The organism is Myxococcus sp. AM009 (assembly GCF_013372605.1).
In the GTDB taxonomy this organism is placed as follows: domain Bacteria; phylum Myxococcota; class Myxococcia; order Myxococcales; family Myxococcaceae; genus Myxococcus; species Myxococcus vastator.
Genome location: NZ_JABXEP010000064.1, coordinates 12,504 through 37,902, shown reverse-complemented (window position 1 = coordinate 37,902; position 25,399 = coordinate 12,504). Strand labels below are relative to the sequence as shown.

The 25,399-nt window shown below is 70.5% G+C and carries 21 protein-coding genes; 8 read left to right on the top strand and 13 right to left on the bottom strand.

The window, feature by feature from the left end; all coding sequences use genetic code 11:
- Nucleotides 1-87 precede the first annotated feature (87 nt).
- Nucleotides 88-2,295, bottom strand: coding sequence for a (Fe-S)-binding protein (locus HV824_RS17660; protein ID WP_176420018.1), 2,208 nt, complete (start codon nt 2,293-2,295; stop codon nt 88-90).
- Nucleotides 2,296-2,812: 517 nt separating this feature from the next.
- On the opposite strand from HV824_RS17660, the gene HV824_RS17655 reads away from it, so the two are divergent.
- From HV824_RS17655 to HV824_RS17640, 4 genes are all read left to right on the top strand, one after another.
- Nucleotides 2,813-2,974: a hypothetical protein gene (locus HV824_RS17655; RefSeq protein ID WP_176420017.1), complete on the top strand. Its 162-nt coding sequence runs from the start codon at nt 2,813-2,815 to the stop codon at nt 2,972-2,974.
- A 265-nt stretch (nt 2,975-3,239) separates the two neighbouring features.
- Nucleotides 3,240-4,493 carry a VWA domain-containing protein gene (locus HV824_RS17650; protein WP_176420016.1) on the top strand — a complete coding sequence of 418 codons (1,254 nt, stop codon included), beginning with the start codon at nt 3,240-3,242 and terminating at the stop codon, nt 4,491-4,493.
- A gap of 200 nt (nt 4,494-4,693) precedes the next feature.
- Nucleotides 4,694-7,021 carry a protein-disulfide reductase DsbD gene (locus HV824_RS17645; protein ID WP_176423821.1) on the top strand — a complete coding sequence of 776 codons (2,328 nt, stop codon included), beginning with the start codon at nt 4,694-4,696 and terminating at the stop codon, nt 7,019-7,021.
- Between the two features lie 46 nt (nt 7,022-7,067).
- Entirely contained in the window at nt 7,068-7,649 is a 582-nt protein-coding gene (locus HV824_RS17640) for a thioredoxin family protein (RefSeq protein ID WP_176423820.1), read from the top strand.
- A gap of 65 nt (nt 7,650-7,714) precedes the next feature.
- Here HV824_RS17640 and HV824_RS17635 read toward each other — a convergent pair whose 3' ends face one another.
- The gene (locus HV824_RS17635; protein WP_176420013.1) at nt 7,715-9,154 is read right to left on the bottom strand and encodes an MFS transporter; all 1,440 of its coding nucleotides are present in this window, start codon (nt 9,152-9,154) and stop codon (nt 7,715-7,717) included.
- 166 nt (nt 9,155-9,320) lie between these two features.
- Between HV824_RS17635 and HV824_RS17630 the strand changes: the two genes are divergently transcribed.
- Nucleotides 9,321-9,614, top strand: coding sequence for a UBP-type zinc finger domain-containing protein (locus HV824_RS17630; protein ID WP_176420012.1), 294 nt, complete (start codon nt 9,321-9,323; stop codon nt 9,612-9,614).
- Between the two features lie 71 nt (nt 9,615-9,685).
- Nucleotides 9,686-9,988 carry a hypothetical protein gene (locus HV824_RS17625; protein ID WP_255208116.1) on the top strand — a complete coding sequence of 101 codons (303 nt, stop codon included), beginning with the start codon at nt 9,686-9,688 and terminating at the stop codon, nt 9,986-9,988.
- A gap of 43 nt (nt 9,989-10,031) precedes the next feature.
- On the opposite strand, the gene HV824_RS17620 is transcribed toward HV824_RS17625, so the two are convergent.
- Nucleotides 10,032-11,036: an HNH endonuclease gene (locus tag HV824_RS17620; protein WP_176423819.1), complete on the bottom strand. Its 1,005-nt coding sequence runs from the start codon at nt 11,034-11,036 to the stop codon at nt 10,032-10,034.
- Nucleotides 11,037-11,381: 345 nt separating this feature from the next.
- On the opposite strand from HV824_RS17620, the gene HV824_RS17615 reads away from it, so the two are divergent.
- The gene (locus HV824_RS17615; RefSeq protein WP_176420010.1) at nt 11,382-11,918 is read left to right on the top strand and encodes a pyridoxamine 5'-phosphate oxidase family protein; all 537 of its coding nucleotides are present in this window, start codon (nt 11,382-11,384) and stop codon (nt 11,916-11,918) included.
- 18 nt (nt 11,919-11,936) lie between these two features.
- On the opposite strand, the gene HV824_RS17610 is transcribed toward HV824_RS17615, so the two are convergent.
- The 3 genes from HV824_RS17610 to HV824_RS17600 are packed head-to-tail and all read right to left on the bottom strand — an operon-like array spanning nt 11,937 to nt 15,270.
- Nucleotides 11,937-12,785, bottom strand: a complete 849-nt coding sequence (locus tag HV824_RS17610) for an ROK family protein (RefSeq protein WP_217917493.1) — start codon at nt 12,783-12,785, stop codon at nt 11,937-11,939.
- An 8-nt stretch (nt 12,786-12,793) separates the two neighbouring features.
- Nucleotides 12,794-13,987, bottom strand: a complete 1,194-nt coding sequence (locus tag HV824_RS17605) for a glycosyltransferase (protein ID WP_176420008.1) — start codon at nt 13,985-13,987, stop codon at nt 12,794-12,796.
- Nucleotides 13,972-15,270, bottom strand: a complete 1,299-nt coding sequence (locus HV824_RS17600) for an asparagine synthase C-terminal domain-containing protein (protein WP_217917492.1) — start codon at nt 15,268-15,270, stop codon at nt 13,972-13,974. The genes HV824_RS17605 and HV824_RS17600 overlap by 16 nt, the downstream gene beginning before the upstream one ends.
- A gap of 74 nt (nt 15,271-15,344) precedes the next feature.
- Between HV824_RS17600 and HV824_RS17595 the strand changes: the two genes are divergently transcribed.
- Nucleotides 15,345-16,133, top strand: coding sequence for a radical SAM protein (locus HV824_RS17595; RefSeq protein ID WP_176423817.1), 789 nt, complete (start codon nt 15,345-15,347; stop codon nt 16,131-16,133).
- Between the two features lie 8 nt (nt 16,134-16,141).
- On the opposite strand, the gene HV824_RS17590 is transcribed toward HV824_RS17595, so the two are convergent.
- The 7 genes from HV824_RS17590 to HV824_RS17560 form a co-directional block, all read right to left on the bottom strand.
- A complete protein-coding gene (locus HV824_RS17590) occupies nt 16,142-17,152 on the bottom strand; it encodes an aldo/keto reductase (RefSeq protein WP_176420005.1) in 1,011 nt (336 codons plus the stop codon).
- Nucleotides 17,153-17,184: 32 nt separating this feature from the next.
- Nucleotides 17,185-19,320 carry an ATP-binding protein gene (locus HV824_RS17585; RefSeq protein ID WP_176423816.1) on the bottom strand — a complete coding sequence of 712 codons (2,136 nt, stop codon included), beginning with the start codon at nt 19,318-19,320 and terminating at the stop codon, nt 17,185-17,187.
- A 117-nt stretch (nt 19,321-19,437) separates the two neighbouring features.
- Complete coding sequence (locus HV824_RS17580; RefSeq protein ID WP_176423815.1) at nt 19,438-20,757, bottom strand: AMP-binding protein; 1,320 nt, start codon at nt 20,755-20,757, stop codon at nt 19,438-19,440.
- Nucleotides 20,745-21,308 (bottom strand): hypothetical protein, encoded by a 564-nt coding sequence (locus HV824_RS17575; protein ID WP_176420002.1) that lies wholly within the window; start codon nt 21,306-21,308, stop codon nt 20,745-20,747. The genes HV824_RS17580 and HV824_RS17575 overlap by 13 nt, the downstream gene beginning before the upstream one ends.
- A 5-nt stretch (nt 21,309-21,313) precedes the next feature.
- Complete coding sequence (locus HV824_RS17570) at nt 21,314-22,978, bottom strand: VWA domain-containing protein (protein ID WP_176423814.1); 1,665 nt, start codon at nt 22,976-22,978, stop codon at nt 21,314-21,316.
- Entirely contained in the window at nt 22,975-23,802 is an 828-nt protein-coding gene (locus tag HV824_RS17565) for a hypothetical protein (protein WP_176420000.1), read from the bottom strand. Before HV824_RS17565 ends, HV824_RS17570 begins: the two co-directional genes overlap by 4 nt.
- Nucleotides 23,799-25,334 carry an AAA family ATPase gene (locus HV824_RS17560; RefSeq protein ID WP_176419999.1) on the bottom strand — a complete coding sequence of 512 codons (1,536 nt, stop codon included), beginning with the start codon at nt 25,332-25,334 and terminating at the stop codon, nt 23,799-23,801. The genes HV824_RS17565 and HV824_RS17560 overlap by 4 nt, the downstream gene beginning before the upstream one ends.
- Nucleotides 25,335-25,399 lie beyond the last annotated feature (65 nt).

Genomic DNA, 25,399 nt, shown 5'->3' with positions numbered 1-25,399 from the left:
GAAGGCCCGGGGCTTCACGGTGGAAGCCTCCGGGCCCTCGGGTGAAGCGAAGCGGGCGGGCCCTTCAGCGGGCCCGCCGCTTTGGCGCTACTCCGGCTTGGCGCTCACCGTGGCGCTGGGGGCCACGGTGCCCACCGCGCCGCTCTTCGTCTCCAGCGCGTCGGCCACCAGCTCGGTGATGTCCTTGATTTTGATGTTCCCCTCGCGGCCGGTGTCGTTCACCGCGTCGGAGAGCATCGTGGAGCAGAACGGGCACGCCACCGCGACGATGCCGCTGCCGCCTTGCTCCTTGTAGTCGCCCACCTGGCCCGGCTTCTTCTTGTCCGCGGCGTTGGGGTAGGGCGTGCTCGGGTCCTCGGCGTGCTTCAGCGTCAGCGCGGCCTCGTTCAACCGGTTGTGGTTGATGCGCGTGCCAATGTGCTCCTCCATCCACATCCGGCCGCCGCCGGCGCCGCAGCAGAAGCCCTCGCGCTTGCTGCGCTGCATCTCCACCACCTCGAGCCCGGGGATGGCGTTGAGCACCTCGCGGGGGGCGTCGTAGACGCCGTTGTGGCGGCCCAGGTAGCAGGGGTCGTGGTAGGTGAGCTTGCTGTTCATCACCGCGGAGAGCCGGATGCGCTTCTCCTTCAGCAGCTCGTTGATGAGCTGCGTGTGGTTGATGACGCGGTACTCGCCGCCGAACTCCGGGTACTCATTCTTGATGGTGTTGAAGCAGTGCGGGCACTGGGTGATGACGGCCTTCACGCCCATCGAGTTCCACGACTCGATGTTCGTCTTCGCCATCGTCTGGAACAGGTACTCGTTGCCCATGCGGCGCGCGGAGTCGCCGTTGCACATCTCCTGCTTCGACAGCGTCGCGAAGCTCACGCCCGCCTCGCGCAGAATCTTCACCAGCGCGCGGCTGACCTTCTTCTGCTTGTCGTCGTAGCTGCCCGCGCAGCCCACGAAGAAGAGGTACTCGTAGGGGCCGCCGTCGTCACCCCACGTGGGCAGCGCCAGGTCCTCCGCCCACTCGTCGCGCCGGTCCTGGCCCAGGCCCCAGGGGTTGCCCTGGCGCTCGATGCCCTCGAACACGCGCTGGATTTCGGGGGGGAACTCCGCCTTCACCTGCACCTGGTAGCGGCGCATGTCGATGAGGCGCGGCACGTTCTCGATGAACACCGGGCAGGCCTGCTCGCACCAGCCGCAGCTCGTGCACGCCCACACCGTCTCCGCGGACAGCGCGCTGCCGACGATTTCGGGCAGCGGCTCCTTCACCTTGTTGGGGCCGTAGCCTTCCTCCACCCACTGCTCGTTGTCCCAGATCCAATGCTTCAGGTCCTGGTTGACGCCCTTGTGGGTCAGCGGCTTGCCGGTGATGTACGTCGGACAGTGCGTCTGGCAGCGGCCACACTCCGTACAGGAGTAGAGGTCCATGCCCTGCTTCCACGTCAGGTCCTTCACCGTGGCCGCGCCGAACTCTTCCTTCTCCAGGTCCGGCGTGGGCAGCTTGCCGGTGGAGTGCGTGCGCTGGAAGAAGACGGTGGGCAGGCCGGTGATGATGTGGAAGTGCTTGCCGATGGGCAGGAAGTTCAGGAACGCCAGGATGATGACCAGGTGCGTCCAGAAGCCGGCCACGCCCAGCACGTGCGCGGCGGTGGCGCCCAGCGGCATCATCGCCAGGCCCGTCAGGCTGGTGAACGGCTCCCACCACACCAGCGCGGCGGCGGACTGTGGCACCTGCGTGGCGCCCAGCTGCGTCTGCGCGGCGTGCGCGGCCACCATGTGGCTGCCGCCGAACAGGAACTCGGAAATCATCAGCCCGCCGATGAAGCACAGGATGAGGTACGCCTCCCACGACGGCGTCAGGCGGTCCGGCTTCACCTTCCAGCGGACCCAGACGTAGTAGGCCACGCCCAGCAGGGCCAGCGCGGCGACCACGTCCTTGGCCAGCAGGTAGACCTTGTAGAGGAAGAGCAGCGCGGACTGCTCCGCCCAGAACGGGTGGCCCAGGTCCGTCAGCACGTCCAGCGCCGTGGTCGAAAACCCCATGGCGAAGAGCATGACGGTGCGCAGGGCCAGCACCATGAAGGCCGCGTAGATGAACACGTGGAACAGGCCCGGCGTGAACTCCTCCGGATCCACCAGTCGCTTCTGGCCAAGGCCGAAGCGCACCAGCTGCGCCACGCGGAAGGGGATGTTGTCGAGCCGGTTCTCCTTCTTCATCGCGAGCAGGACGCCCACGCGACCGGACATGGTCATCACGAAGATGGGAACGGCGAGGGCTAGCAACAGGCCGGTGATGATGGGACTCATGGGACTCTGAGGACCTCTGGGGCGCGGCGGATGGGCCCGGGCTGCCGCGTCGCGGCAATTCTTGAGTGCACTTCAACCCTAACAGGGGTGATTCGCGAATCAAGCGCGCTGCTGTCCCAGGTGTCCTTCACTGGAGAACGCGGCCTGGGTCCGCCGGGGAGTGAGCGGCCATCGTACGGATTTACCAGGGACGGGCGGCGGCCAGGGCCTCCTTGAAAATACCTGGGTGTCAACCGTTGTGGGATTCCCTCGCTCGGACCCAGGGCTTACCTTGTGCGATTGCCACGGGCACTGTCAGACGCTTGACTGTTCGTAACCGGCTGTAAATACGAACACGCCTTGCTGGAGGCCAGGCAGGTAGGCAGACGGTCTACACGGGCTCCAGAACTTTGAGACCCCAAGGGCTTTACAACGCGGAGCGACATCCCCAACATGGTTGGTAAATCGGTCAACGCCTGTTGGAGCGGGTTTCGCATGGGGTGAGCCCGGGTCGACCGAAGCGGCAGAGGAGCCGACAATGGTTCACGACGACACCACGTACATGGACGATGAAGGTTTGCCTTATGTGGATCCGCGGCAGGACGGTGACGCGGAGTCTTCGGGGGCCGACGAGGGCGCGCCCGGCCGCCGCTGGGGCTACTCCGAGGAGTCGTGGGGCGGCTGGACTGCGGCCGAGTAATACGCGGCCCCCGCGGCCGGTGGACGCGCGGGGGCACCAGCGGTAACCGGGGCAATGGATGCCCGCGTGGCGGCTCCCTCAGGGTGAGCCCCCGGGCCCCCTTGCTCCAAAGCACGACTCCCGACATTCTCGGACCCCGCAGCCTGCTCGTGAGCGTCCCCTGCTCCCGTGCGTTGTGGCCCATGAGACTTCCGGCATCGGGGGCAGTCCGCTCCCGCAGATTGATTCGCGGCACAATGCCTCGTGCGACCACGGGGGAGTACGTATGAAGCAGACGGCCTGGGCAGTGGAGCGTGACGCCGAGCAGGGCCGCGAGGTGCTCCTCCTCGTCACCCTGGAAGCCGACGCCGATGCCCCCCGCGCGCCCGTGGCCATCAACCTGGCCTTGGACCGCAGCGCCTCCATGCGGGGCGTGCCGCTGCTCGCCGCCGTGCAGGCCGCCCAGGCGCTCGTCGAGCGCGCCAGCCCGCGTGACTACCTGGGCCTGCTCACCTTCGACGCCGAGCCCGAGCAGGTCCTCCCCATGCGCGCCATGGACGCCAACGCCCGGGCGCAGCTCCTCAAGGTGCTCGCGCGCCTGGAGTCCGGCGAGGGGACCGCCCTGCACGAGGCCGTGGAGCGCGCCTCGGAGTCCGCCCGCCGCGTGCTCGTGCCCGGCGCCCGGCCCCAGGTGCTGATGCTCACCGACGGCGAGCCCTCCGTGGGCCCGTCGCAGCTCGCCGAGTTCAAGACCCAGGGCGCCCGCATCGCCGAGTCCGGCGTCATGCTCCACGCGCTGGGGCTGGGCCGCCACTACCTGCCCGACGTCCTGGAGGCCCTCACCAGCCCCTCCGGCACCGGCTTCGTGCACGTGGATGACCCCGAAGGATTGCCCATGGCCGTGGGCCAACTGGGCGCCGAGCTCTTCGGTGAAGTCGTCTCCGACGCGCGCGTGCACGTGCTGCCCACGGGCTTCGCCGACGTCCGCTGCCGCCACCGCTACCCCTCGCGCGTGGAGGGCGACGCCATGAGCGCCACCCTGGGCGCCATCTCCCAGGCCTTCCCGCGCCGGGTCCTCTTCTCGGGCATGTTGGGGGAGGCGGAGTGGAACCTGGGCGTGTCCACGTCCTACTCCGAGCGCGGCGATACGCGGCGCATCAGCGTGCCCGTGACACGCGTGCTGCCCGACAGCGACGCGGGCCGCTTCGTGCGCGCCGTGTCCGCCGAGCTGGACCTGGTCGCCGGTGAAGCCGCCGCGTGGAAGGCCCTGGGCCGCCGTCACCAGGACGCCGCGGAGCGGGCGCTGGAGGCCGCCGACGTGGCCCTCTACAAGCTCGCGCGGCTTGGCTCCGCGGAGGTGCCCGCGCAGCGCCACGTGGAGCGGCTGGCGGACCTGCGCCGGGTGATGGAGCGCCGGGCCAACAAGCTCCCCGCGCTGGTGCTGCGCCGCGCGCACTCCGAGGTCTCCCGCATCACCATGAGCCGCGTGGGCCCCACGGCGCCCGAGCCCGCGCTGCTGCCCTGGAAGACCGAGGACTGACGTCCGCCGCTCGGCTGCTCCCTGTGGGTTGATGACGTTGCCTCTGTGACGCTGTAACCCCCTCCGCCCGAGCGGTCCGCCTGGGAGTGGGCGTGGCGCGTCATGCGAGGGGAATGCCCGCCTGCCCAGATGGTTCACTGTGCTCGGAGGCATGTGACTGCCGCTGGCGGGCCAGCCTCCTCTAGGTTAACGGGAATCGCATGACGCATCGGCAGTCCAAGAGGCTCGGCAGTGTTGGCGGAATCGGACTGCTGCTGGTGGCGGCCGTCGCGTGGGCGGACCTGCCCGCGTCGGCGGTGGCCTCCAGCGCGCCGGACGAAGGTGACCCTCGCATCGAGGGCGCCCTCCTGGTGGACGCCACCCAGGTGAAGCCGGGAGACACCTTCCGCGTGGGCGTGCGCTTCCGGTTGGACCCGGGCTGGCACGTCTACTGGAAGAACCCGGGCGACTCCGGCCTGGAGACGGAAGTCGCGTGGGACACGCCCGGCGTCACCGTGGGGCCGTTGCAGTGGCCCTTCCCGCAGACGTTCCGCACGCCCGACGGCTTCATCACCACCCATGGCTATGACGGTGAGGCCATCCTCGTCGCCGACGCCAAGGCCGTGGATGGGGCCGCCACGGGCATGGTGACGGTGTCCGCCGCCGTGGAAGCGCTGGTGTGCGAGGTGCATTGCATCCCCGCGGAGCTGATGCTGACGCGCTCCATTCCCCTGGGACCCCAGACGGTGCGCGACGCCGAGACGGCGGCCGTCCTCGACGCCGAGCTGGCCAAGGTGCCCCGCCCCGCCAAGGACAGCGGCCACGCGGCGACGCTGGCGTTGGATGCGCCCCAGCTCACCGCGGGCCAGGATTTCACGGGCACCCTCACCCTGACGGCCTCGGGCGGCGCGGCGGTGCCCGCGGTGGAGGGTGACTTCTTCGTCGCCGACCGCATCCCCGGCGTCGCGCGCGTGGGGTTGGCCTCGGACGGTCCGGGCCGCTTCAAGCTCAAGGGCAAGGCGGAGCCGGACGTGCAGGCGACGGCGCCGGGCCTGACGGGCGTGCTGCGCCTGGGCACGGCGGCCACGGGCTACCAGTACCTCGAGGTGACGGCGCCGCTGGCCCCCATGGTGGCGGCCGGTGGCGCGGCGGGGACGCCGGCCGCGGTGAAGCCGCCGTCGGTGAAGGACAGCATCGCGGCGGTGAAGCCGGTGGGCGCCGCCATCGCCACGCCGCCCGCGGCCGGGTCGTCCATGAGCCTGGGGCTGGCGCTGGTGTTCGCCTTCTTCGGCGGCGCGCTGCTCAACCTGATGCCGTGTGTGTTCCCCGTGCTGGCGCTCAAGGCCTACGGCTTCACGCGCATGGTGCAGCAGGAGAAGGGCCGCGTCGGCGCGCATGCGGCGGCCTACGCGGCGGGCATCATCGGCACGATGCTGCTGCTGGCCGGCGGCGTGCTGGCCGTGCGCGCGGGCGGGGCGAGCGTGGGCTGGGGCTTCCAGTTCCAGGAGCCGCTCTTCGTCGCGGGGGTGTGCGCGGTGCTGGTGGCCTTCGCGCTCAACCTCTTCGGTGTCTTCAACGTGGGCCTGGACGGCACGGCGCTGGCGGGCAAGGTGGACCAGAGCCACGGCCTGATGCACAGCGCCGGCGAGGGCGTGCTGGCGGTGGTGCTGGCCACGCCGTGCTCGGCGCCGCTGCTGGGCACCGCGGTGGGCTTCGCCTTCGCGGCGGGCCCCCTGACGGTGCTGGCCGTCTTCACCGCGCTGGGCCTGGGGCTCGCGCTGCCCTTCTGCGTGCTGGTGCTGGTGCCTGGACTGGCGAAGAGGCTGCCCAAGCCGGGCGCGTGGATGGAGCGCTTCAAGCAGGTGCTGGGCTTCGCGCTGCTGGCCACCACCGTCTGGCTGGTGTGGGTGATGGGCGGGCTGGCCGGCGTGGACGGCATGGCGCGGCTTTTGGCGTTCCTGGTCGCGGTGGGGCTCGTGACCTGGCTGTACGGCCAGGGACAGGCGCAGGACGGCGTGCGCAAGCTGGCCACCGTGGCGGTGGCCGCGGGCGTGCTGGTGGCGTCCGGGCTGCTGACGTTGCGCTTCGAGGACCAGGACGCGGCGGCGGCGCCGCCGCGGCTCGGGTCCGCGGTGGTGCAGGCGCAGCCGTGGAGCTCGGACGCGGTGAACGCGGCGCTGGCGGCGGGGCAGCCGGTGTTCATCGACTTCACGGCGGACTGGTGCCTCACCTGCAAGTTCAACGAGCGCACCGTGCTGGCCACTGACGAGGTGCGCGACGCCTTCACGAAGCACCAGGTGGCCTTCTTCATCGCGGACTGGACGCGCCGGGACGCGAGCATCACCACCAAGCTGGCCGAGCACGGCCGGGCCGGTGTGCCCATGTATCTGGTGCTGAGCCCGGGCGTCCCCGACAAGCCGGAGGTGCTGCCGGAGTTGCTCACGCCGGGCGTGGTGGCGGACGCCGTGAAGCGCGCGGCGGAGTGCGCACCTTCGAAGCTGGGCAGCGGCGCGAACGTCCTCTGCGCCGCGGGTTTCCCAAGTCACTGAAGTCGTGCTGTCTTCCCCGCAGTCCCCAAAACGCTGGAGCAACGCCATGAAGCAGGTCTTCACCGCACTCGCGCTGGGCACGTTGTTCACGGGGGCGCCTGCCCTCGCCGACGCGGAAGTCGGCAAGCCCGCGCCGACCTTCACGCTGAAGGACGAGTCCGGCAAGGAGCACACGCTGGCGCAGTACAAGGGCAAGGTCGTGGTCCTGGAGTGGACCAACCCCGAGTGCCCCTTCGTTCAGCGGCACTACAAGAACGACACGATGGCCACCACGCTGAAGGGCTTCGACGCGAAGAAGGTGGTGTGGCTGGCGGTGGACTCCACCGCGCACAACACGCCGGAGAAGTCCGCGGCGTGGAAGAAGGATGAGGGCTTCCCCTACCCGGTCCTCCAGGACGCGAGCGGCACGGTGGGCAGGTCCTACGGCGCGAAGACGACGCCGCACATGTACGTCATCGATGAGAAGGGCGTTGTCCGCTACGCGGGCGCCATCGACGATGACCCGCGCGGCAAGAACGCCAAGCCGGCCAACCACGTGAAGACGGCGGTGGACGCGGTGGTGGGTGGCCAGCAGGTCCCGGCCAGCACCACCACGCCCTACGGCTGCTCGGTGAAGTACAAGAGCTAGCGCCCGCTCGGCTGGGGGCCTTCTGCTTGAGCGGCGGGCGGCGGCGCCATGGCCCGATGCGGGCGCTAAGGCCCCGCCGTCCCGCGCTCCTGTCGCGTGGAGGCCGTGCGCCCGGCCTCGCGCGGAATCGTGAGCAGCGAGCACAGCGCTCCCACGGCGCACAGGCCCGCGGACACCCAGAGCGCGCGCCGTGTGCCCACCAGGAAGTCCACGTTGGCGTCGCCGGCGAGCCCGCCCAGCAGCGGCAGCAGCGCCACCGCCAGCAAGCCGGCGATGCGGGCCACGGCGTTGTTCACGCCGGAGGCGATACCCGCGTGGCGGTCCTCGACGGCACCGAGCACCACCGCCGTGAGCGGACCGACGGTGAGCGCCAGTCCCAGCCCCAGCACCACGATGCCGGGGAGCACCGTGCTCGCGTAGTCGCCTCCGCGCTGGATGCGCGTCAGGAGCGCCAGCCCCACGCCCGCGAGCAGCGGCCCCGCCGTCATCAACGGACGCGCGCCGATGTGCCCCGCGAGCCGCCCCACCGAAGGCGAGAAGAGAAGCAGCATCAGCGTGATGGGGAGCAGCGCCGCGCCCGCGCCGAGCGCCGAATAGCCGAGCTGCTGCTGGAGGGCGAGCACCACCAGGAAGGTGGCGCCTCCGAGCGCGAAGTACACGACGAGCGTGGTGAGGTTCGCGCCGGAGAACGTGCGCGATTGGAAGAGAGTGAGTGGGAGCATCGGCTCCCGCTGCCGCGCCTCCAGGACGAAGAACGCGGCCAGCAGGACGGCGCCTCCGGCCGCGGCGACGATGGCCGCCAGGGGCCATCCATGGGCGGGGCCTTCGATGAGCGCGTAGATGAGGCCACCCAACCCGAGCGCCGCCGTCACCGAGCCCGCGACATCCAGCCCGCGCGCCCCTGTCTTCGGCGCGATGTCTGGCACGTACCGCAGCGCCGCCCAGGCGGTGAGCGCGGCCAGGGGCACGTTGAGGAAGAAGACGAAGCGCCATGAGCCCGCGTCCACGAGCCACCCACCCAGCAGCGGCCCCACGGCCGTGGTGACGCCGGACAGCCCGGCCCAGGCGGACACGGCGCGCTGCCGGTCCTGAGGCGGGAACGACGTGCGCAGCAAGGCGAGGCTCGCGGGCACCAGCAGCGCGGCGCCCACGCCCTGCGCCGCGCGGAAGGCGGCCAGCGTCCAGGTGTTGGGCGCCAGCCCGCACAACACCGATGTGGCGGTGAAGACGAGCATGCCCAGCAGGAAGACGCGGCGCTGCCCCTTCGCGTCGCCGAGCGCGCCCCCTGTGAGCACCAGGGCGCCGAGCGTGAGCAGATACGCGTCCACGGCCCATTGGAGGCCGGACAGGCCCGTGTGGAGTTCGCGGCCGATGGCGGGCAGGGCGACATTGACGGCGGTGGAGTCGAGGAACGCCATGCCGCTGCCCAGCACGCTGGCGAGCAGCACGCCCCGGCCGCGAGGACTGTCATAGGCGACGGGGGTGTCGGGGGCGGTGGTGGCCATGTGGCTCTACCGTGCACCCGGGGCTCCGCGCACGCCATCCGCCACGGCGGGGTGGGGACGTGCCGCCGGTGGCTCGCCATCCTGGCTGGTGCGCACTGAAGGACCCCGCACCCAGTGCCTACGCTGTGGAGGGCACTGGGTCGCCCCAGTCACAGGGAGGTGTCACATGGAGCCGATTTGCGAGCACATCCAGCAGGCCGGAGACCCGCCTCCGCGCTCGCGAGGCTGCGAGGAATGTCTGGCCATGGGAGCGAGCTGGGTGCACCTGCGTCGCTGCCTGAGCTGTGGCCATGTGGGATGTTGTGATTCTTCGCCCAACCGGCACGCGACGAAGCACTTCCAGCAGGCGGCGCATCCCGTCGTCCAGTCCTTCGAGCCGGGGGAGGAGTGGGCCTGGTGCTACGAGGACGAACTCTTCACCGAGCACCGTCCGGCGCCATCGCAAGACGCGCGGCCCTGATGTGGGTCGTCATCCGCTATCATCCTCCGGGCCCGTTTCAGCTCGTGGGAAGAAAGGCGCGGCACCGCACCATGGACGCGTGGACTCTCGAAGGCTCGCGCATCACCGACCCGGAGACGTTGAGCCGCCTGCGGGAGATGCTGGCGAACGAAAGCCCGCTCATCATCGAGCACCGCTTCTACCGGGAGACGCGTGCCCCGCACCGCTTCATCTGTGACGACGCCGACGTGCTGGACGAGTATCTCCAGGAGTCACGTCCTGGAGACTCGTTCTGGGTGTGGTCCTACAAGAGCCTCTGCCGGGGCGACAACCTGCTGCTCCAGGGGAAGATGCCGGACGCGCAGGGGCGGACGCCGGGCGGTGGCGTAGCCTGAGTCAGGCGGCCACGGGCGCGTCCGTGCCGTGCCCGTCCTGGGTTCAGCCTGCCTCGCGGAAGCGCTCGTAGCGCGCTTTCAGGTACTCACGGCGCGGCCGGTGGGCAGGCGCCTCCGGCAGGATGCTCAGCGCCTTTCCGGCGAAGCCCTTGAGCCCGTACTCCAACGTGGGCCCGTCGCGCTCGGCGAGCAGCCGTGGCGCGATTTCGATGATGCCGTCGGGGCGGATGCCCAGCAGGTCCGCGTCGAAGGCCCCGTGGTGGAGTTTGCAGAGCGAGAGGCCGTTGGAGACCTCCGGCCTGCCGCGCTCGTCCCGGTCTGGGAGGATGTGCGCCGCGTCCAGCAACTCCGGCCGGGGGAACCGGCATACCGCGCACCGCCGCGAATAGGCGCGCAGCACGTGCTGACGGAAGGCGGCTTGATGCAGCCGCTTCTTCATCTGGACCGTGGCGTAGCGGCGCTCCAGGCTCAAGAGCTTCGGGTCCGCCGTGTGGAGCCCCGGTGTCAGCACCTCCGCGTCTGGCGCGGCGGAGACGACGGTGAAGCTCAGCTCGGCTGGGTTGGCCTCGGAGATGTAGACGGGCCAGATGGGCCGATAGGCGCCCGGCTCGATGCCGTAGAAGTAGATGAGCGGGACATCCCATTCCATGCCCCGCACGAGGCGCCGGTTGTCGCGAGATGCCACGTCCGTTCCCTGGAACCGGTACTGGAAGCCCTCGTTCGAGCGGAGGTCGTCGTAGCGCGCCTCTCGGCCCTGGCGAGGCACGGTTGTCTTGATGGACAGCGCAGTCTCGCGCATGTGGCGAGGCCAGAAGATGCCGCGTGCGCGGTTGGCGAAGTTCAGCGTCTCGCCCTGGTACGTGAAGCCTCGGTCGATGACGTCCCAGGACAGCACCTCGCCATGCTGGCGCACCAGGTGTTGCAGCGCGTTCATGGCGGCGACCCGGATGGGCCAGTCGATGTCCTGGTTCGTCAACCCCGCCAGGCTACCAGGTCCAGGCCGGAGGCGAGGCCGTTGGGGCCGCTCCGCCGCTTCGACAGTCGCCACGTTGGTGTCCTCGTCAAGGTTTCAAACCGCGGTGTCCGGGCTGCCCTCGGGGGGGGGCCGGACCCCACGGACCCCGGCCGGGAGCTCGCTGTTCGGAAATGTCGGGGGTTTTGGCGTCACAAAAGTCCCGACATTTCCGAACAGCGAGGTGCAAGGCCGCTCCGGAGGGGCAGGGTGGAAGACCTGATTCGCTCGTCTTCCGCCTGGATGTAGGGACTGCCTGCGCCGCGGCGACCAGTTCACCAGGGGAGCGGTCAGCGCGACTCCAGCCCTGCTGCTTCCCCACGGCCCGCGCGTCCCTACGTTCTCCAGGAACTTCACGATGGCGAACGAAAGGTCATCCCCATGGAAGAGACAGGCGAGCGCACGATGAATCAGCCGCGGGGGGCCATCCAGGGAGACCGCCGGGAGTTCGAGGAGCTGCTGAAGGGCCATGACACCGCCCTCCTCACCACCCGTGGCGCGGACGGACACTTCCACACGCGGCCCATGGCGGTGGCGAAGAAGCACAAGTCCGGTACCGTGCTCTGGTTCGCCACCTGGACGGACACGCAGAAGGTGCAGGACCTGGAGTCAGACCCGCACTGCTCGCTGGCCTTCCACGCGACGGAGGACAGCGCCACGTATCTCTCCGTATCGGGCGTGGTGGAAATCGTCCGCGACAGGAGGGCCATCCATGACCTGTGGGAGCCCGGCTGGAAGCCCTGGTTTCCCCAGGGCCCGGATGAGGGCGACATCGCCCTGCTGCGCTTCACGCCTGAGCACGCCGAGTACGTCCACCCGGCAGGCGGAAAGCTCAAGGTGCTCTTCAGCACCGCGAAGGCGCTGGTGACGAAGCAGCGCCCCGACATCGCGCCCAAGAAGGAGCTGGACCTGCACTGAGCCTGGGCGAGCGCCCGCTTACCGCCGCTCCAGCAACGCGCCACCCGGCCCGAAGCCCAGCGTGAGGCACAACACGCGCGAGTGGTTCGCCAGCCGCGAATCCCTCCGCGCGGCCTCCGTGGCCAGCTCCGCGTCATTGAGCACCAGCGCCGTACCGCCGTGGCCCTCGCTCCCCATGGCCGCTTGGAGGATGTCCGTCACCAGCGACGCGTGGCCCTCCCAGCCGTAGGTGCAGCCCCCCGGGACCAGCGACGCGTCCAGCGGACACGGCAGCGCGAGGCACAAGGCATCGGGAGCCTGTGCCGAGAACACGCGCAGGGCGCTGGCGATGAACGCCACCGCCGCCTGCACATGACGCCTGTCCGGAGGCCGCGCCATGCCGATGAAGTACCGGGGCAGCAGCGCCGTATCGCGCTCGAAGATGCGCGGTGCCGCGGTGTGACTCACGCACTTGATGCCCGTCTGGCCCACGTCGAGCGCCACCGGCTGCGCGGGCGCGAGCGGCGCCAGCAGGCGCAGCCCCGCCTGGGCCGGCGCGAAGAGGGGACGCTCCGCCACGTACACAGGGCAGGGGAGCGCGGTGGCGACGTGCGAGAGCATGGCGCCGAAGCCCTCCAGGCACACCAGGCCGCCGCTGAGCCACACGGCCTCCACCGCGTGCCGCTTCACCAGCGTGGACAACGCCCCCGCGAGCGCCGGGCCCAGCCGGCCCGCGAGCGCTGACTCAGGAACCCCCGCGCGACGGTCCGCGTCCACGCGAGGCGCCCCGAGCAGCTCCCACAGCTCGCGCCCCATCACGGGCAGGTTCCACACCTCCAGCGGTGACACGCCCGGCAGCACCAGTCGCCACACGTCCCAGTCACGCATGCAATCACTCACGCCACGAGTCGGAGGATGCGTTCAGCGGCGTCCTTCGCGCCGTCGCGCGCCTGATAGGACGCTGCGATGCCGGCCACCCGCTGTCGCAGCAGCGTGCCCGGCTCCAGCAGCTGTCGCAGCGCCTCGCGGCAGTCCTCCACGGAGAGCGAGCGCGGCGCCCGCACGAGCCCCGCGCCCGACTTCGCCAGGAAGTGCGCCTGGATGGGCTGGTCGTTGCAGACGGGCAGGAGCAGCATCGGAACGCCCTCGGTCAGCGCCTCCATGACGGAGTTGGCGCCGCCGTGAGACACGAGCACGGAGACTCGCGATAACAGTTGTCGCTGCGGTGTGTATGACACAGCGACCACGTCCCCGGGAAGGTCGTGAACAAAATCTGTATCAGCCAGCTCACCCGCGCTGAGCACCACGGTGACGCCCAGGGGCGCGGCGGCCTCGGCAATCGTCTGAAACAAACCCGGCTGCCACGAAATCTGGCTGCCGAAGGACACGTACACCACGGGCCTGGTCCCCAGCCGCTCCCACGGGAAGTCCACCTCGTCACCGCGCGCCTCGGGAGGCCGTGACGGTCCGACCAGGTGGGTGGCGGGAGGCAGCCCCGCATCGGAGCCCAGGAAGGCCTCGGTGGCGAAGACGACGTTGAGGTCCGGTGACAGGCACTCACAGTTGCGGAAGCGGGCCTCGAAGCCGTGGCGGGCGAACAGGGCCTGCCGCTCGTCGGCCAGCGCGCGCACGTTGCGGCGTAGGCCGTAGTCGATGGGCGGCTCCAGCAGCGACAGCGCGGAGGACACGCCCGCCCAGGGGATTCGCAACGCATGGGCGGCCAGCACGGCGGCGTACTGCATGCCGTCCAGGGCCATGACGTCCGGACGAAAGCGCTCGACGGCCTCTCGCACCGGCGCCAGCAGCGAGGGCACGGCGTCAATCAACAGGCCGCGAATCCACTGCCCCAGCGCCGCTTCATCGAGCACCAACCGCGCGAGCGCCTCGCCTCCTGTCTCGATGGCGGGCACGGGCGCCTCGACGTGGGGCAGCGCCAGCACCTCCACGCCCAGCCGTTCAAGCTGTGGCGCGGGCTCGGGGATGCACAGCCAGCCCACGTGGTGGCCCATGCGGCGCAGCCACTGCGCGACGCCGGCCATGGGGTTGAGGTGGCCCTTCTCGGGGGAGGTGGCAATCAGGATTCGGGACATGGGGGATGGCCGCTGGCGTGGGCGTGGGCGTGGGCGTGGAGCATGGCGAGGGAGCACAACCGCATCAACAGCCGGTCCAGGACGCTCGCCTCGGGAGCGTCGGCGGCCAGACGTGCGGAGCGCTCCAGCAGGGCCCGGGTCGCGCCCGGGTCGACGACCTCCAACGGCGCCAGCCGGGCCGGTGTGAGCCATTCCCGGTACAGCTCCAGCCAGCGCGCGCGGACGGGGCTGGAGAGCGCGGTGTGCGCATAGCGCGGCGTCTTCCGGGCCCACCGGACCTCGTCCGGCACCAGCGTGCGCACCGCCTGCCGGAAGAGCCACTTGCCGGCCCCATGCCGCGCCAGCACGTCCAAGGGGAGCCCCAGCGCCGCGTCCGTGAAGTCCGCGTCCAGGTAGGGCGTGCACACGTTCACGCTGTGTGCGCGCGCGCTCCGGAGCTCGGGAGGCAGCACCAGCTCCCACAGCACCCAGGCCGCGTAGCGGACCTCCTCGGGGTGATCCTCGTCATGGGAGGCCAGCCCCGCGTCCCAGGGGCGGCGGAGGGCCCGCTGATCCACCCCCAAGTTGTCCACAGGCCCTGCGCGCAGCACCTCATGCGCGAGGCGCCGGTCCTCCATCACACGGGCCGCCGCACCCGCGAGCGCCGCCGGGTTGCCCATGAGCACCTCATCCGCGCCCGCGCCGCTCAGCAACGTGGAGGCGCCCTGCCGTCGGGCCTCCGCGTAGAAGGCATGACTGGCCACGGCGCGGGCGTTGAGGATGGCCGTCTCCTGGCTCAGGACGGCGGGCTCGAACAGCTCCGGGAGCACGGCGTCTGGGATGGACACGTCCACCAGCTCGACTCCAGCCGTACTCGCCACCATCCGGGCATTCCGCCGCTCCGTGGCATCCGCGAAGTGGACATCCATGGTCCAGGCGCGCACGCGTCCGGGGGCTTGCCGCGCGGCCAGGGCGCACAACGCGGCGCTGTCCACGCCGCCGCTCAGGCTCACGTCCACCGCGCCCGCCGCCAGGTGCTTGCCTACGCAGCCCGCCAGCGCGGCCACGAGCCGCTCCGCCAGCCGGTCCTCATCCTCGCGCGTCTCCGGAGTCCCCACGCTCCGCCGCACGCGCGGCAAGGCGCTCGGAACCCGGCGCACGCCCTGGAACACGCTGCTGTCGGCAGGCAGCGCATGGCGCAGGAAGGCGGCGACGGCCTCCGGTGACAGGCCCGGGGGATGGAGCCGCCACACGGACGGCGCCTGGCGCGCCGATGACTGGTAGCGGGGCAGGGTGGCGAGCATTCCGCCGGAAGCGTGAGACACGCGGGCACTGTGACAAGCGCCAGGGGCCGCGGGCAACCTCGTATAGTCCCGCCGTGCGCTACGAGCTCCAAGACGGACGCATCCTCACCTGGTCCCTGGAGACGCATGTCGCCACGCACTGCAACCTGCGCTGCGTGCAGTGCTGCCCGCTGTCGCCGCACCTGCCCGCCTGGTCCGTGGACCCCGCTGCCCTGGGCAAGGACTTGCGCCAGCTTGCCCGAGCCCTCCGGCCCAACGTCTTCAAGCTCACCGGCGGAGAGCCCTTCCTCCACCCCGACCTGCCAGCGGTTCTGGACGCCGTGCGCGCCTCGGGCATCTCCCCGCAGGTGTCCGTCACCACCAACGGCTTCCTCGCCCAGCGCGCCCCTGACGCCGTCTACGAGCGCCTGGACCGGATGACCCTGTCCGTCTACACCTCCGCGCCGCTGCCGGAGCGCTCCATCGCCCGCATCACCGAGCGCTGCGAGCAGCACGGCGTCTTCCTCACGGTGAAGCGCATCGACGCCTTCCAGCAGCTCACGCCGGAGGCGCCGCACGACTCCGAGGACGCCGTGCGCGGCATCCACGCGCGCTGCTGGCTGAAGGTCCGCTGTCACCTGGTCCACGCGGGCCGCTTCTACGCCTGCACGCGCCCGCCGCATGTGGCGACGGTGCTCGGTGGCACGTACCCGGAGATGCCCGCGCTGGGCGAGGTCGACGGCGTGCCGCTGAACACGCCGGACCTGGTGGGCCAACTGCTCGGCTTCCTCGAACGGGAGACGCCGCTGGCCACCTGCCGTTACTGCCTGGGCGGCGACGGCGCGTGGCAGCCGCACGCCCAGCTCCCTCGCGTCCGAAGCTGAGGGTCACCTCACCGGGCGCGCGGCTGGGACGCCTTGGGGAGCGAGGACTGCATGGACGGCGGATAGCGCCCACCCGCGGCGACGCCCGGAGGCGCGACGGCGTTGATGGCGGCCACGTCCTGGTCCGTGAGCGTCACCTCCAGCGCGCCCAGGTTCTCATCCAGATACTTGCGGCGCTTGGTGCCGGGGATGGGCACCAGGTCCTTCCCCTGGGCCAGCACCCACGCGAGCGCGAGCTGCGCCGGCGTGCAGCCCTTCTCCCGTGCCAGCCGCTCGATGTGGCCGACCAGCTCCAGGTTGCGCGTGAAGTTCTCCCCCTGGAAGCGAGGCGAGAAGCGGCGGTAGTCGTCCTGCGCCAGGTCCTCGAAGCGCTTGATTTGCCCCGTGAGGAAGCCGCGTCCCAGCGGGCTGTACGGGACGAAGCCCACGCCCAGCTCGCGGCACGCCTGGAGCACGCCGTCCTCCGGCTCACGGCTCCACAGCGAGTACTCGCTCTGGAGCGCGCTGATGGGATGCACCTTCGCCGCCCGGCGCAGCGTGTCCGCGTCCACCTCCGACAGGCCGAGGAAGCGCACCTTGCCCTCGCGCACCAGCTCCGCCATGGCGCCCACCGTGTCCTCGATGGGCGTCTGCGCGTCCAGCCGGTGCAGGTAGTACAGGTCGATGACGTCCACGCCCAGCCTGCGCAGGCTGGCCTCGCACGCCTGCTTCACGTACTCCGGCCGCCCGTTGATGCCGCGCTTCTGCGGGTCCGCCGGGTCGCGGACGATGCCGAACTTCGTCGCCAGCACGACGTTCGCCCGGTGCGGCTTGAGCACCCGGCCCACCAGTTCTTCATTGGCGCCCGACCCGTACATGTCCGCGGTGTCGAAGAACGTGATGCCCCGCTCCAGCGCGTGGAGCAGCGTGGCCTCCGACTCCGCGTCATCCCTGCCCGCGTAGAAATCGGACATCCCCATGCAGCCCAGGCCCAGCGCCGAAACGGTGGGGCCCTGCCTTCCCAGCTTCCGAGTCTCCATGTCCCTCACTCCTTCCTCGTGGTGACGCCCCTCTAACTGGTGCCTCCCGGCCTCGCATGACCTTCGAGTCCGGAATCGTCAAAGGGGGCCGGGAGGGCCTGCTCCGCGTCCAGGTTGCCGGGCAGCTCCACGGTGAAGGTGGAGCCCCTCCCCAGCGTGCTCTCCACGTGGACCCGGCCGCCCATGGCCTCCACCAGCGTGCGGGTGATGTACAGACCCAGGCCCAGGCCGCCGTAGTTGCGCTCCGACACGGCGCGCTCGAAGCGGCCGAAGAGGCGAGGCAGGTGCTGGGGCGCGATGCCGATGCCCTCGTCCCGCACCGTCAGCCGCGCTCCGTCGTCATGCGGCGCCAGGCGCACGTGGATGGGCTTGCCGTCGCCGTACTTCACGGCGTTGTCCACCAGGTTGGTGATGACCTGCTCCAGGCGCAGCCGGTCCCACCGGCCCACGATGTAGAAGTCCCCCGCCTCCAGCAGCAAGGAGGAGCCGGTTCGCGCCGCTTGGGGCTCATACCGCGTGACGACGTCCCGGACGAGCGACCCCAGCTCCAGCTCCTCCATCTCCAGCGAGAGCCGCCCAGCGGAGATGCGCGACACGTCGAGCAGGTCGCCCACCAGCTCCGCCAGCTTCTGCACCTGCCGTGCGCCCACCACCACGTAGCGCTCCACCAGGTCGCGCGGAACCGGGCCCGGGTTGCGGGCCAGCTCGCGCGCGAGCGCCTGGAGCTTCAGGCTCAGCGGGGTGAGCGGCGTCTTCAGCTCGTGGCTGGCAATGGACATGAACTCGTCGCGCAGGCGGATGGCCTCCCGAGCCTCCGCATAGAGCCGGGCATTCTCCAGGGAGAGCGCGGCCCGGTGTGCCAACTCCCTGGCGAACGCCAGGTCCGACGTCGAGTAATGCCGGCCGGAGTAGGAGTGGATGAAGCTGAGCACCCCCAACACCTGTCCGCGCGCAATCACGGGCACGGAGATGAGGGAGACGGGCCCCATCGCCTCCATCACCCGGGCATGCTCCGCGTTGTGCGTGAGCGCGTGAATGCGCTCCCGGGTCAACCGCTCGATGTGAACGGTCTCCGCCTTCAGCAAGGCGCCCGTGGGGGGATGCCCTGGGTTGCCGCTGGGGCGCATTCCGAAGCGGAGGACATCCTCCGCCAGCTCGTCGTCCTCGGGCCGGAAGTGCGCCGCCTCCAGGCGCCGGAACGTCCCGCCTGGCTCCGCCATGTCGACGAGGCACCAGTCCGCGAAGGTGGGCACCACCAGCTTCGCCATGTTCCGCAGCGTCGTCTCGTCGTTGAGCGACGACGTCAACACCGCGCCCGACTCCGCGAGGAGCCAGTCACGCGCCTCGGCCTGCTGAAGTTCGTGCGTCAGGGCCTCGGCGCGCTGTCGGGCCCGGACCAGGTCCGTCACGTCGAACCCGAAGCCGACGACGCCGTCGACCTCCCCCTGCTCGTTCCGGGTGGGCTGATACACGATGTTGAGATACGTCTCCTGTCTCTCCCCAGTGGGGAGCTCGCGAGGGAACGCCACCGCATTGCCCGCGTAAGGGACGCCGGTGCGGTAGACCTCGTCCAGCAGGGCGATGAAGCCGCGTTCCTCCGCCCAGGGAACCGCTTCGCGAGCCTCCCTGCCCTCCAGTGGGTCCGTCCCCATCAGCGTGTCGTTCATCGTGTTGGAGAAGGAATAGACGTGCCGGGGGCCACGCATGAGGATGATGCCCGCGGGCGCGTCCTGGAAGAGCGTGTGGAGCCGTGCCCGTCCGGCCTCCGCCTCGCTTCGGGCCGCCCGCTCCCGCTCCAGCAGCCGCGCCCGCTCCGCGTTGGCCTTGCGCAGCATGACATTCAGCTTCGTCATCAGCAGCGAGAGCACCGCGAAGGCCGCCAACGAGACAGCCCTTCCCGCGCCAGGCGACTGGTCGAGCAGCGGCTTCAGGAAGTAGAAGTCCGCCACCACCGTCGACAGGAGCGTCGTCGCCATGGCGGGGCCCCAGCCGCCCCACCAGCCGGCCACCATCACCGCGCCGAAGAAGAACAGGAAGGGGGTGGCGGGGAGGAACGGTGCCACGCTCGCCTGGATGAGCCACGCCGCGCCGAAGGCGAGCAGCGCGACGCCATAACGTCCGGCGCTTGAAGCCCAGCGTAGGTGATGTCGTTCCGGACGAGGGTGCATGGTCAGGGGCCGGCTCCGGACGGCTGCCTACCGCTGGCAAGGAACCGCGCACTTCTCAGGTAAGCACCGAAGCTCAATGCATGACATCTTGCTCGCCGCTCTGCCATGCAAGGCTGCTCAGCGCAGCCGGCGGAACGGCTGTGGCTTGGTGCCCACGGCCAGCGCGGATTCCTCTACGTGACACACGTCCAGGCTCGGCTGCGTCCAACCCAGGTTCCGCATGGCGCCGGCAAGCCGCTCGCGCAGTGGCACGACGTCCGAAGGGCTCGCGCCCGCCAACTCCAACCGGAAGTGCGCGACGCCCGCCTGTGTCAGTCGGAAGCCACGCAGCGCATGGTGCTTGAACACCCAGGCCAGCGCCCAGGCGTCCACCTCCCGGCCCGAAGGCGTGACGAAGTGGCAGGCCCCGCGTCCGCCGAAGTGCTCCAGCGTCCACCCGTGAAAGCCACAGGCGCAGGCGTCACGCCGCACGCTGCCCGCGTCGCCCGGGAGGTAGCGCAAGAGCGGCAGCACGCTGGGACGCAGCCGTGTCACCACCACCTCGTCCAGCCCAGGCTCCAGCCAGACATCCGGGGCCAGGACGTGGAAGCGGCCCGGCGCCTCGGGCCGCGAGCACTCCCAGGCCAGGGGGCCCGTCTCCGTTGTTGCATAGTAGTTGAGGACAGGCGTGGGCACCGCGTTCGCCAGCTCCGCGCGCAGGCCGGCGGGCAGGTGCTGCGCGGAGGTGAGCACCAATTGGGGCGTGGGCACGTCGCGCTGTGCCGCCAGCCACCGCAGGCCCTCCGGGTCGGAGAAGAGCACGGCGGGACGCACGCGGCGCAGGCGCTGGAGCGCGTCCTCGCGCAGGACGGAGATTCGGTGCAGCGCGCCGTCGTGGAGGATGGGCAGGCGCACCGAATACTCCAGCCCGCCCGGCAGCGCGTCCAGCAGCACCACCCTCGGATGCGGAGGCAGCGCCGCTCCCACGCGCGTCACGAGGAAGCGCAGCACGGCCCACATGTGCAGGCAGTCGCGCCGGTCCCTCACCACGTTCACCGGCGCGCCGGTGGACCCGGAGCTCTTCACCACCACGCAATCATCGGCGTCCGACGGCAGCGTGGGCACCGCGTCCCAGTTCGCGGCGAGGGCCTCACGGTCCAGGAAGGGCAGGTGGCGCAGGTCGTCCAGCGTCTGGAGGTCACCCGGGTGGAGGCCCGCCGCGTGGAGCCTCCGGGCGTGGTACGGCGAGTCCCGCAGCGCGTCGCGCAGGCCGGACAGCCGAGCGTCCAGGTCCTCGCGCGCCGCGTCCTCGTCGGCCAGGGAGGCGAAGCGGGCCAGGCCCTCGGCGATGGATTCGGCCCAGGGGATGTAGGGGCGCTGCGAGGAGGTGTCCCGGCGAATGTTCGCGCGAGGCGCGACGCGCAGGTGCGCCGACAAGACTTCCGTCACTCCCGCCACCCACGCGCCTCCGTGGCGCGCTGCTCCGCCTCGCGGAGGGCCTGCTGGCGTTTGTCCGCCTCCTTCTTCCGGGCCTCCTCCGCGCGCCGCATCTCCGCTTCCGCCTTGCGGTAGTCCAGTTGCTCGATTCGCGCGACGGAGCCCTTCGGCGACTCGCCCGTGCACTGCCCGCCCACGACGCGCACCCACTTGCGAAGGAACTCCTCGCGGCGGAAGGTGTTGGAGCGAATCATCTCCGCCGTCAGCGGGGCCACGTCCTGGAAGAAGCGCTGCAAAAGCGTCGTCGCGTCGTCGTTCTGCTGCAGCGCCTGCACCGTCTCCTGCCGCAGCGCCGAGGACACCAGCACGTGCGCGAGCATCACCACCTGCTCCCGCCACAGCGGGGAGCGGGCCCGGTCCTCCAGGGCGCCCCAGTCCGCGCGGGACGGGGGGCGGACCTTCGCGAGCCGGAAGGTGTCGCAGATGATGGCCAGCGCCAGGTCATGCGAATACGGCGACACGATGGGGGCTGCTTCGAGCTGCGTCTGAATCTCGCGGATGTCGAAAGCCATGGGACTCAATTCTCCAGCAATGCCTGGGCGAGGTCGGCGGCGGCCTTCGCGAAGTCGGAGGGCCAGCGCACCACCACCAGCCGGAAGCGGCGCTCGCGCAGCAGCGGCGCCAGCGCCTGCCGTGCGCGGAGCTCGTCGGGAACCGCGAGGATGGCCACCACGAGGCGCGAGCGCCGGATGGATTCCAGCACCGGCGCCAGGGGCTTCTCCGCGGTGACGTTCATCAGGAAGTCGCTGTCGGAGATGATGATGCGCAGCGCGTCGGGCCGCTCGCGGGACAGCGCGTCCATCACGTCGAAGGGGAACCGCGTACCTCCGCCGATGTAGCTCAGCAGGAAGTCGCGCGCCGTCTCCTCGTCGTACATCCACGGCGACACCTGTGGGTTGCCGTGCGAGTACACGATGCCGCGCACCGTGGCCTTCTTCCGCAGCGCGGAGGCGGACAGCACCTGGGCCGCCAGCGTCATCGCGTTGAGGCTCAGCTCCGGGTTGGGCATGGAGCCGCTGGTGTCCAGGTAGATTTCCACGGACGGCGCGCCCAGCTCGGACGGGGGCGGCAGGTCCGCCTCCAATTCGCGGCGCAGCGGAGACACCGCGGCCAGGTGGCCCTGGGACAGCACCGTCAACGTCCAGTCGATGCTGGATGGGTCGTCGCCATACTCCCACGCCTGGGGCGTGGTGCGCAGGTAGGGCTCCGGCTGGGACGGCGCGGTGGGGAGCTTCAAGATGTGCCGGTCCACCAGCCGCCGGTAGTGCTTCGCCACCAGGGCCCGCCGCAGCGTCCCGCCCTGCTTGCCGGGCAGGTGCTCGGTGACGCGGTGGATGGTGTCCAGCGCGTCCTTCTCCTTCGCGCGGGTGCTCAAGGGCTCCAGCCAGCCTCGCCCCTCCGCCTCCTCCAGCGCGTCGTCCCAGCGGCTGCTGCCGTGGATGGCGGCGTCCAGGTCGTCCACGTCCGGCACGGAGACGTCCCCGCCCAGCGGCAGGCTGAACTCCAGGTCCGCAGGCTGCTCGATGTACCGGATGAAGGTGGCGCAGAAGTAGAGGAACTGGAGCTTGCCGGTGGGCAGCGCGTAGAAGGTCTGCGCGAACATGCGCGCCTCGGCGCGAACGCCGGGGTAGCGCTGCTCCATCGCCTCGAGCTGCGCGGCGGGCACCAGCTCCCCAGGGAGCAGGCCCCACAGCTCCTCGTAGATGGCCAGGTAGAAGAAGAACAGCGGCGACACCTCGCCGCCCTGCACGCGCTGGAAGCCGCGGTACACCGCGCACAGCGCCGCCGCGTGCGTGCGGCCCACCACCTCGTTCACCTGCAAGTCGTAGAAGAGGTTGGTGAGGGACTGCTTCAGGCCGGGGACCAGCCGCTGCTCCTGCACGCGCAGCTCCGCGTCCCAGCCCAGCGTGTGCGGGAAGCGCGCGTGGTGACCGATTTCATGCGCCAGCACCGCAGTGAGGCTGCCAGTGGCCTCCATGGCCTCCAGGAGCTTGAAGTTGACGAAGACCTGGCGCTTCACCAAGTCGATGTACGCGAGCGGCTCCTGGGCGTGGCTTTCGTCGGGATGGAAGGCCACGTGCGGCTCGGGGGGGCTGAGCTGCACGCGCACGTCCCACAGCGCCAGCGCGTCGCGCCAGCCCGTGGCCACGTCTTCGCGGGTGATGCGCGGCGGCGGGCTCATTCCGGGACGAACACCAGCACGTGCTGGGAGGTGTGCAGCGTGGCCGCCACTCGCCAGTCATTGCCCAGGGTCGCGAACCACGCGTCCGCGCGCGGGTCCTCCCGCAGCGCTTCGTCCAGATGGGGACTCTCCACGCGAGTCTGCTCCGGCACCTCGCGGCAGCCCATGGCGCCCAGGCTGACGGGCGCCTTGGCCAGCCAGATGCCCTGCGTGGCCGCGTCGCGGCCCGCCACGGCCTGACGGTGCCGGTCATGCACGCACACCACGGTTGGGGACAGGAAGTGCATCGCGCCGGGGAGGAATCGGCTGTCCTCTTTCGACAGGTCCACCCAGTGCGCCTGGGCCCGCTCGGCCAGCGGCGCGTCGGGCGGCTCCAGGGCCACGGCGGACGTCTCCCGCAACCGCGCCTCGATGTCCTGGAGCGACGTCAGCCCCTGGCCCACGCGCCAGAAGATGCGCTGCACCCACGGCGGCGCGGACTCCAGGTTCTCCCCCAGGTTCCACAGCTGGGCGAACACCTGCGAGCGCGCCTGGGTGGGCACGGCGGCCAGCAAGCGGGGAATCAGGTCCGACCACGCCAGGGTGAAGAAGTTCTGCCTGCCGGCGCTCGCGGGATACAGGTAGCCCAGGCCAATGGCCTCCGCGCCTAGCTGGAGGTAGGCGCGCAGCAGCTCCTCGCCCTCCGCGGCTGGCGTCCCCGCCTCGAGCAGGGATTGTCCCAGCCGCTGCGCGGCGCCGCCGGTGAGCTCGTGCCACAGGCTGGAGTCCCAGCGCACGAACCGGGCGCGGGCATTGGCTTCCAGCTCGTCGGTGAAGGTGCTCATGGGCGGCCGCCCGGGTTCTCCTTCAGCCACGTCGCGTAGTTCCGGTAGCGGCTGTAGAGGGACTTGAGGTGGATGACGTCCTCGTAGACGGGGCCGGACAGCTCGTGCCGGGTGAGCAGCTCCTTCATCAGCACCGTCACCCGGTTCATTCGCTTCTCGGTGGTGCGCAGGTCCACGCCGGACAGGCCCTTGTCCAGCTCCTGGCGCAGCGCCGTCACCTTGCGCCGGAGGGGTTCGTGCGTGTCGTAGTGGCCCATGGCCATGTCGAACATGTTCCGCAGCCAGGCCACGCGGTCCTGGAGGAGCATGCGGTGGCCCTTCACCTCGAAGAAGGCGCTGCGCGGGTTGGGCACCAGCTTCTCGTGCAGCACCCAGGGGGCAATCTGCCGGAAGTCCTCCAGCTCCACGGCGGCGTGGCCGCGGAAGAAGGCCATGGCCTTCGCGAAGTGGAGGATGGTCTGGTACGCGCGCACGCTGACGCCGTTCTCCGTCTGCGTGCAGAGGTGGACCTTCTTGTCCAACGGGCACTGCTCGTTGCACACCGCGGCCACCGTCTGCCCGGCCAGCTTGAGCGTGTCCTTGTGCTTGAACTCGAAGCGCGGCGAGGCCATGCGGCAGAAGTCGAGCTGCCCCAGGAAGAAGGCGATGCGCTCCAGCACGTCCTTGGGCACCTCCACTTCCAGGATGGCGGCGTAGGCGCGCTCCAGCTCGCCGGGCGTGAAGACGACTTCCTGGGGCAGCAGCTCCTCGGGGGACTTGTCGGCCTCCAGCCGCTGGAGGAGCTGGTCCATGAACCCCGAGTTGAACGGCACCGCGCGCACCACCACGTCGATGCGGTCCTTCAGCGCCTCGATGACCTGGAAGGTGCCGCCGCCCTGGTCGTCGTTGGCGGTGAGGAACCAGGACGAGCGGCCCGCATAGACGTACTGGTCCATCATCTCCGCGTAGCCCTCCGCCATGAGGGACAGGAGCGCGGACTGCGTCTTGGTGGGGATGCGGTTGTACTCGTCGATGATTTTGACGCGCTGGCCAATCCACTTGCGCCAGCTCACCTTCACCGCGGACAAGTCCTCCGCCTTGAGCATGTCGGAGGGCAGCGGCGCGCCCAGCAGGTCCGCGATGGAGAGCTGCGGATGGCCGCGCTGGATGCCGCGGTGGACCTCGTCGCGGCCCATGCCGGACAGTAGGGCCATGAGGAGGGCGGACGTCGTCTTCCCGCGTCCCGGCCCGCCCACGAGCAGCGCGCGCCGGCAGGTGAAGAGGGTGAGCAGGGGGATGAGGACGAACGAGCTGTAGCTGGTGTCCTCGGGGAGGTGGAGCTCGTCACCCGCGGGCGTCTTGAGCGACGCGGCCGCGCCGAACTCCAGGTCGTAGTAGGGACAGATGACGGCGTTGTTGGTGATCCACCAATACGCCTGCCGCATCTTGTCGTGGAGGCTGCCGCCGTCGCGCTCGGAGAGGTGGACATTGAGCTGCTTGTCCGCCGTCGCGCGCCCGGTGAGCAGACGCGTCACCCAGTCCTGGTTGGCCATGCGCGCCGGAGCCTATCACCCGGAGTGGACGGGCGCAGGCCGGTGTCCCACCGCGGCCCGCCCGT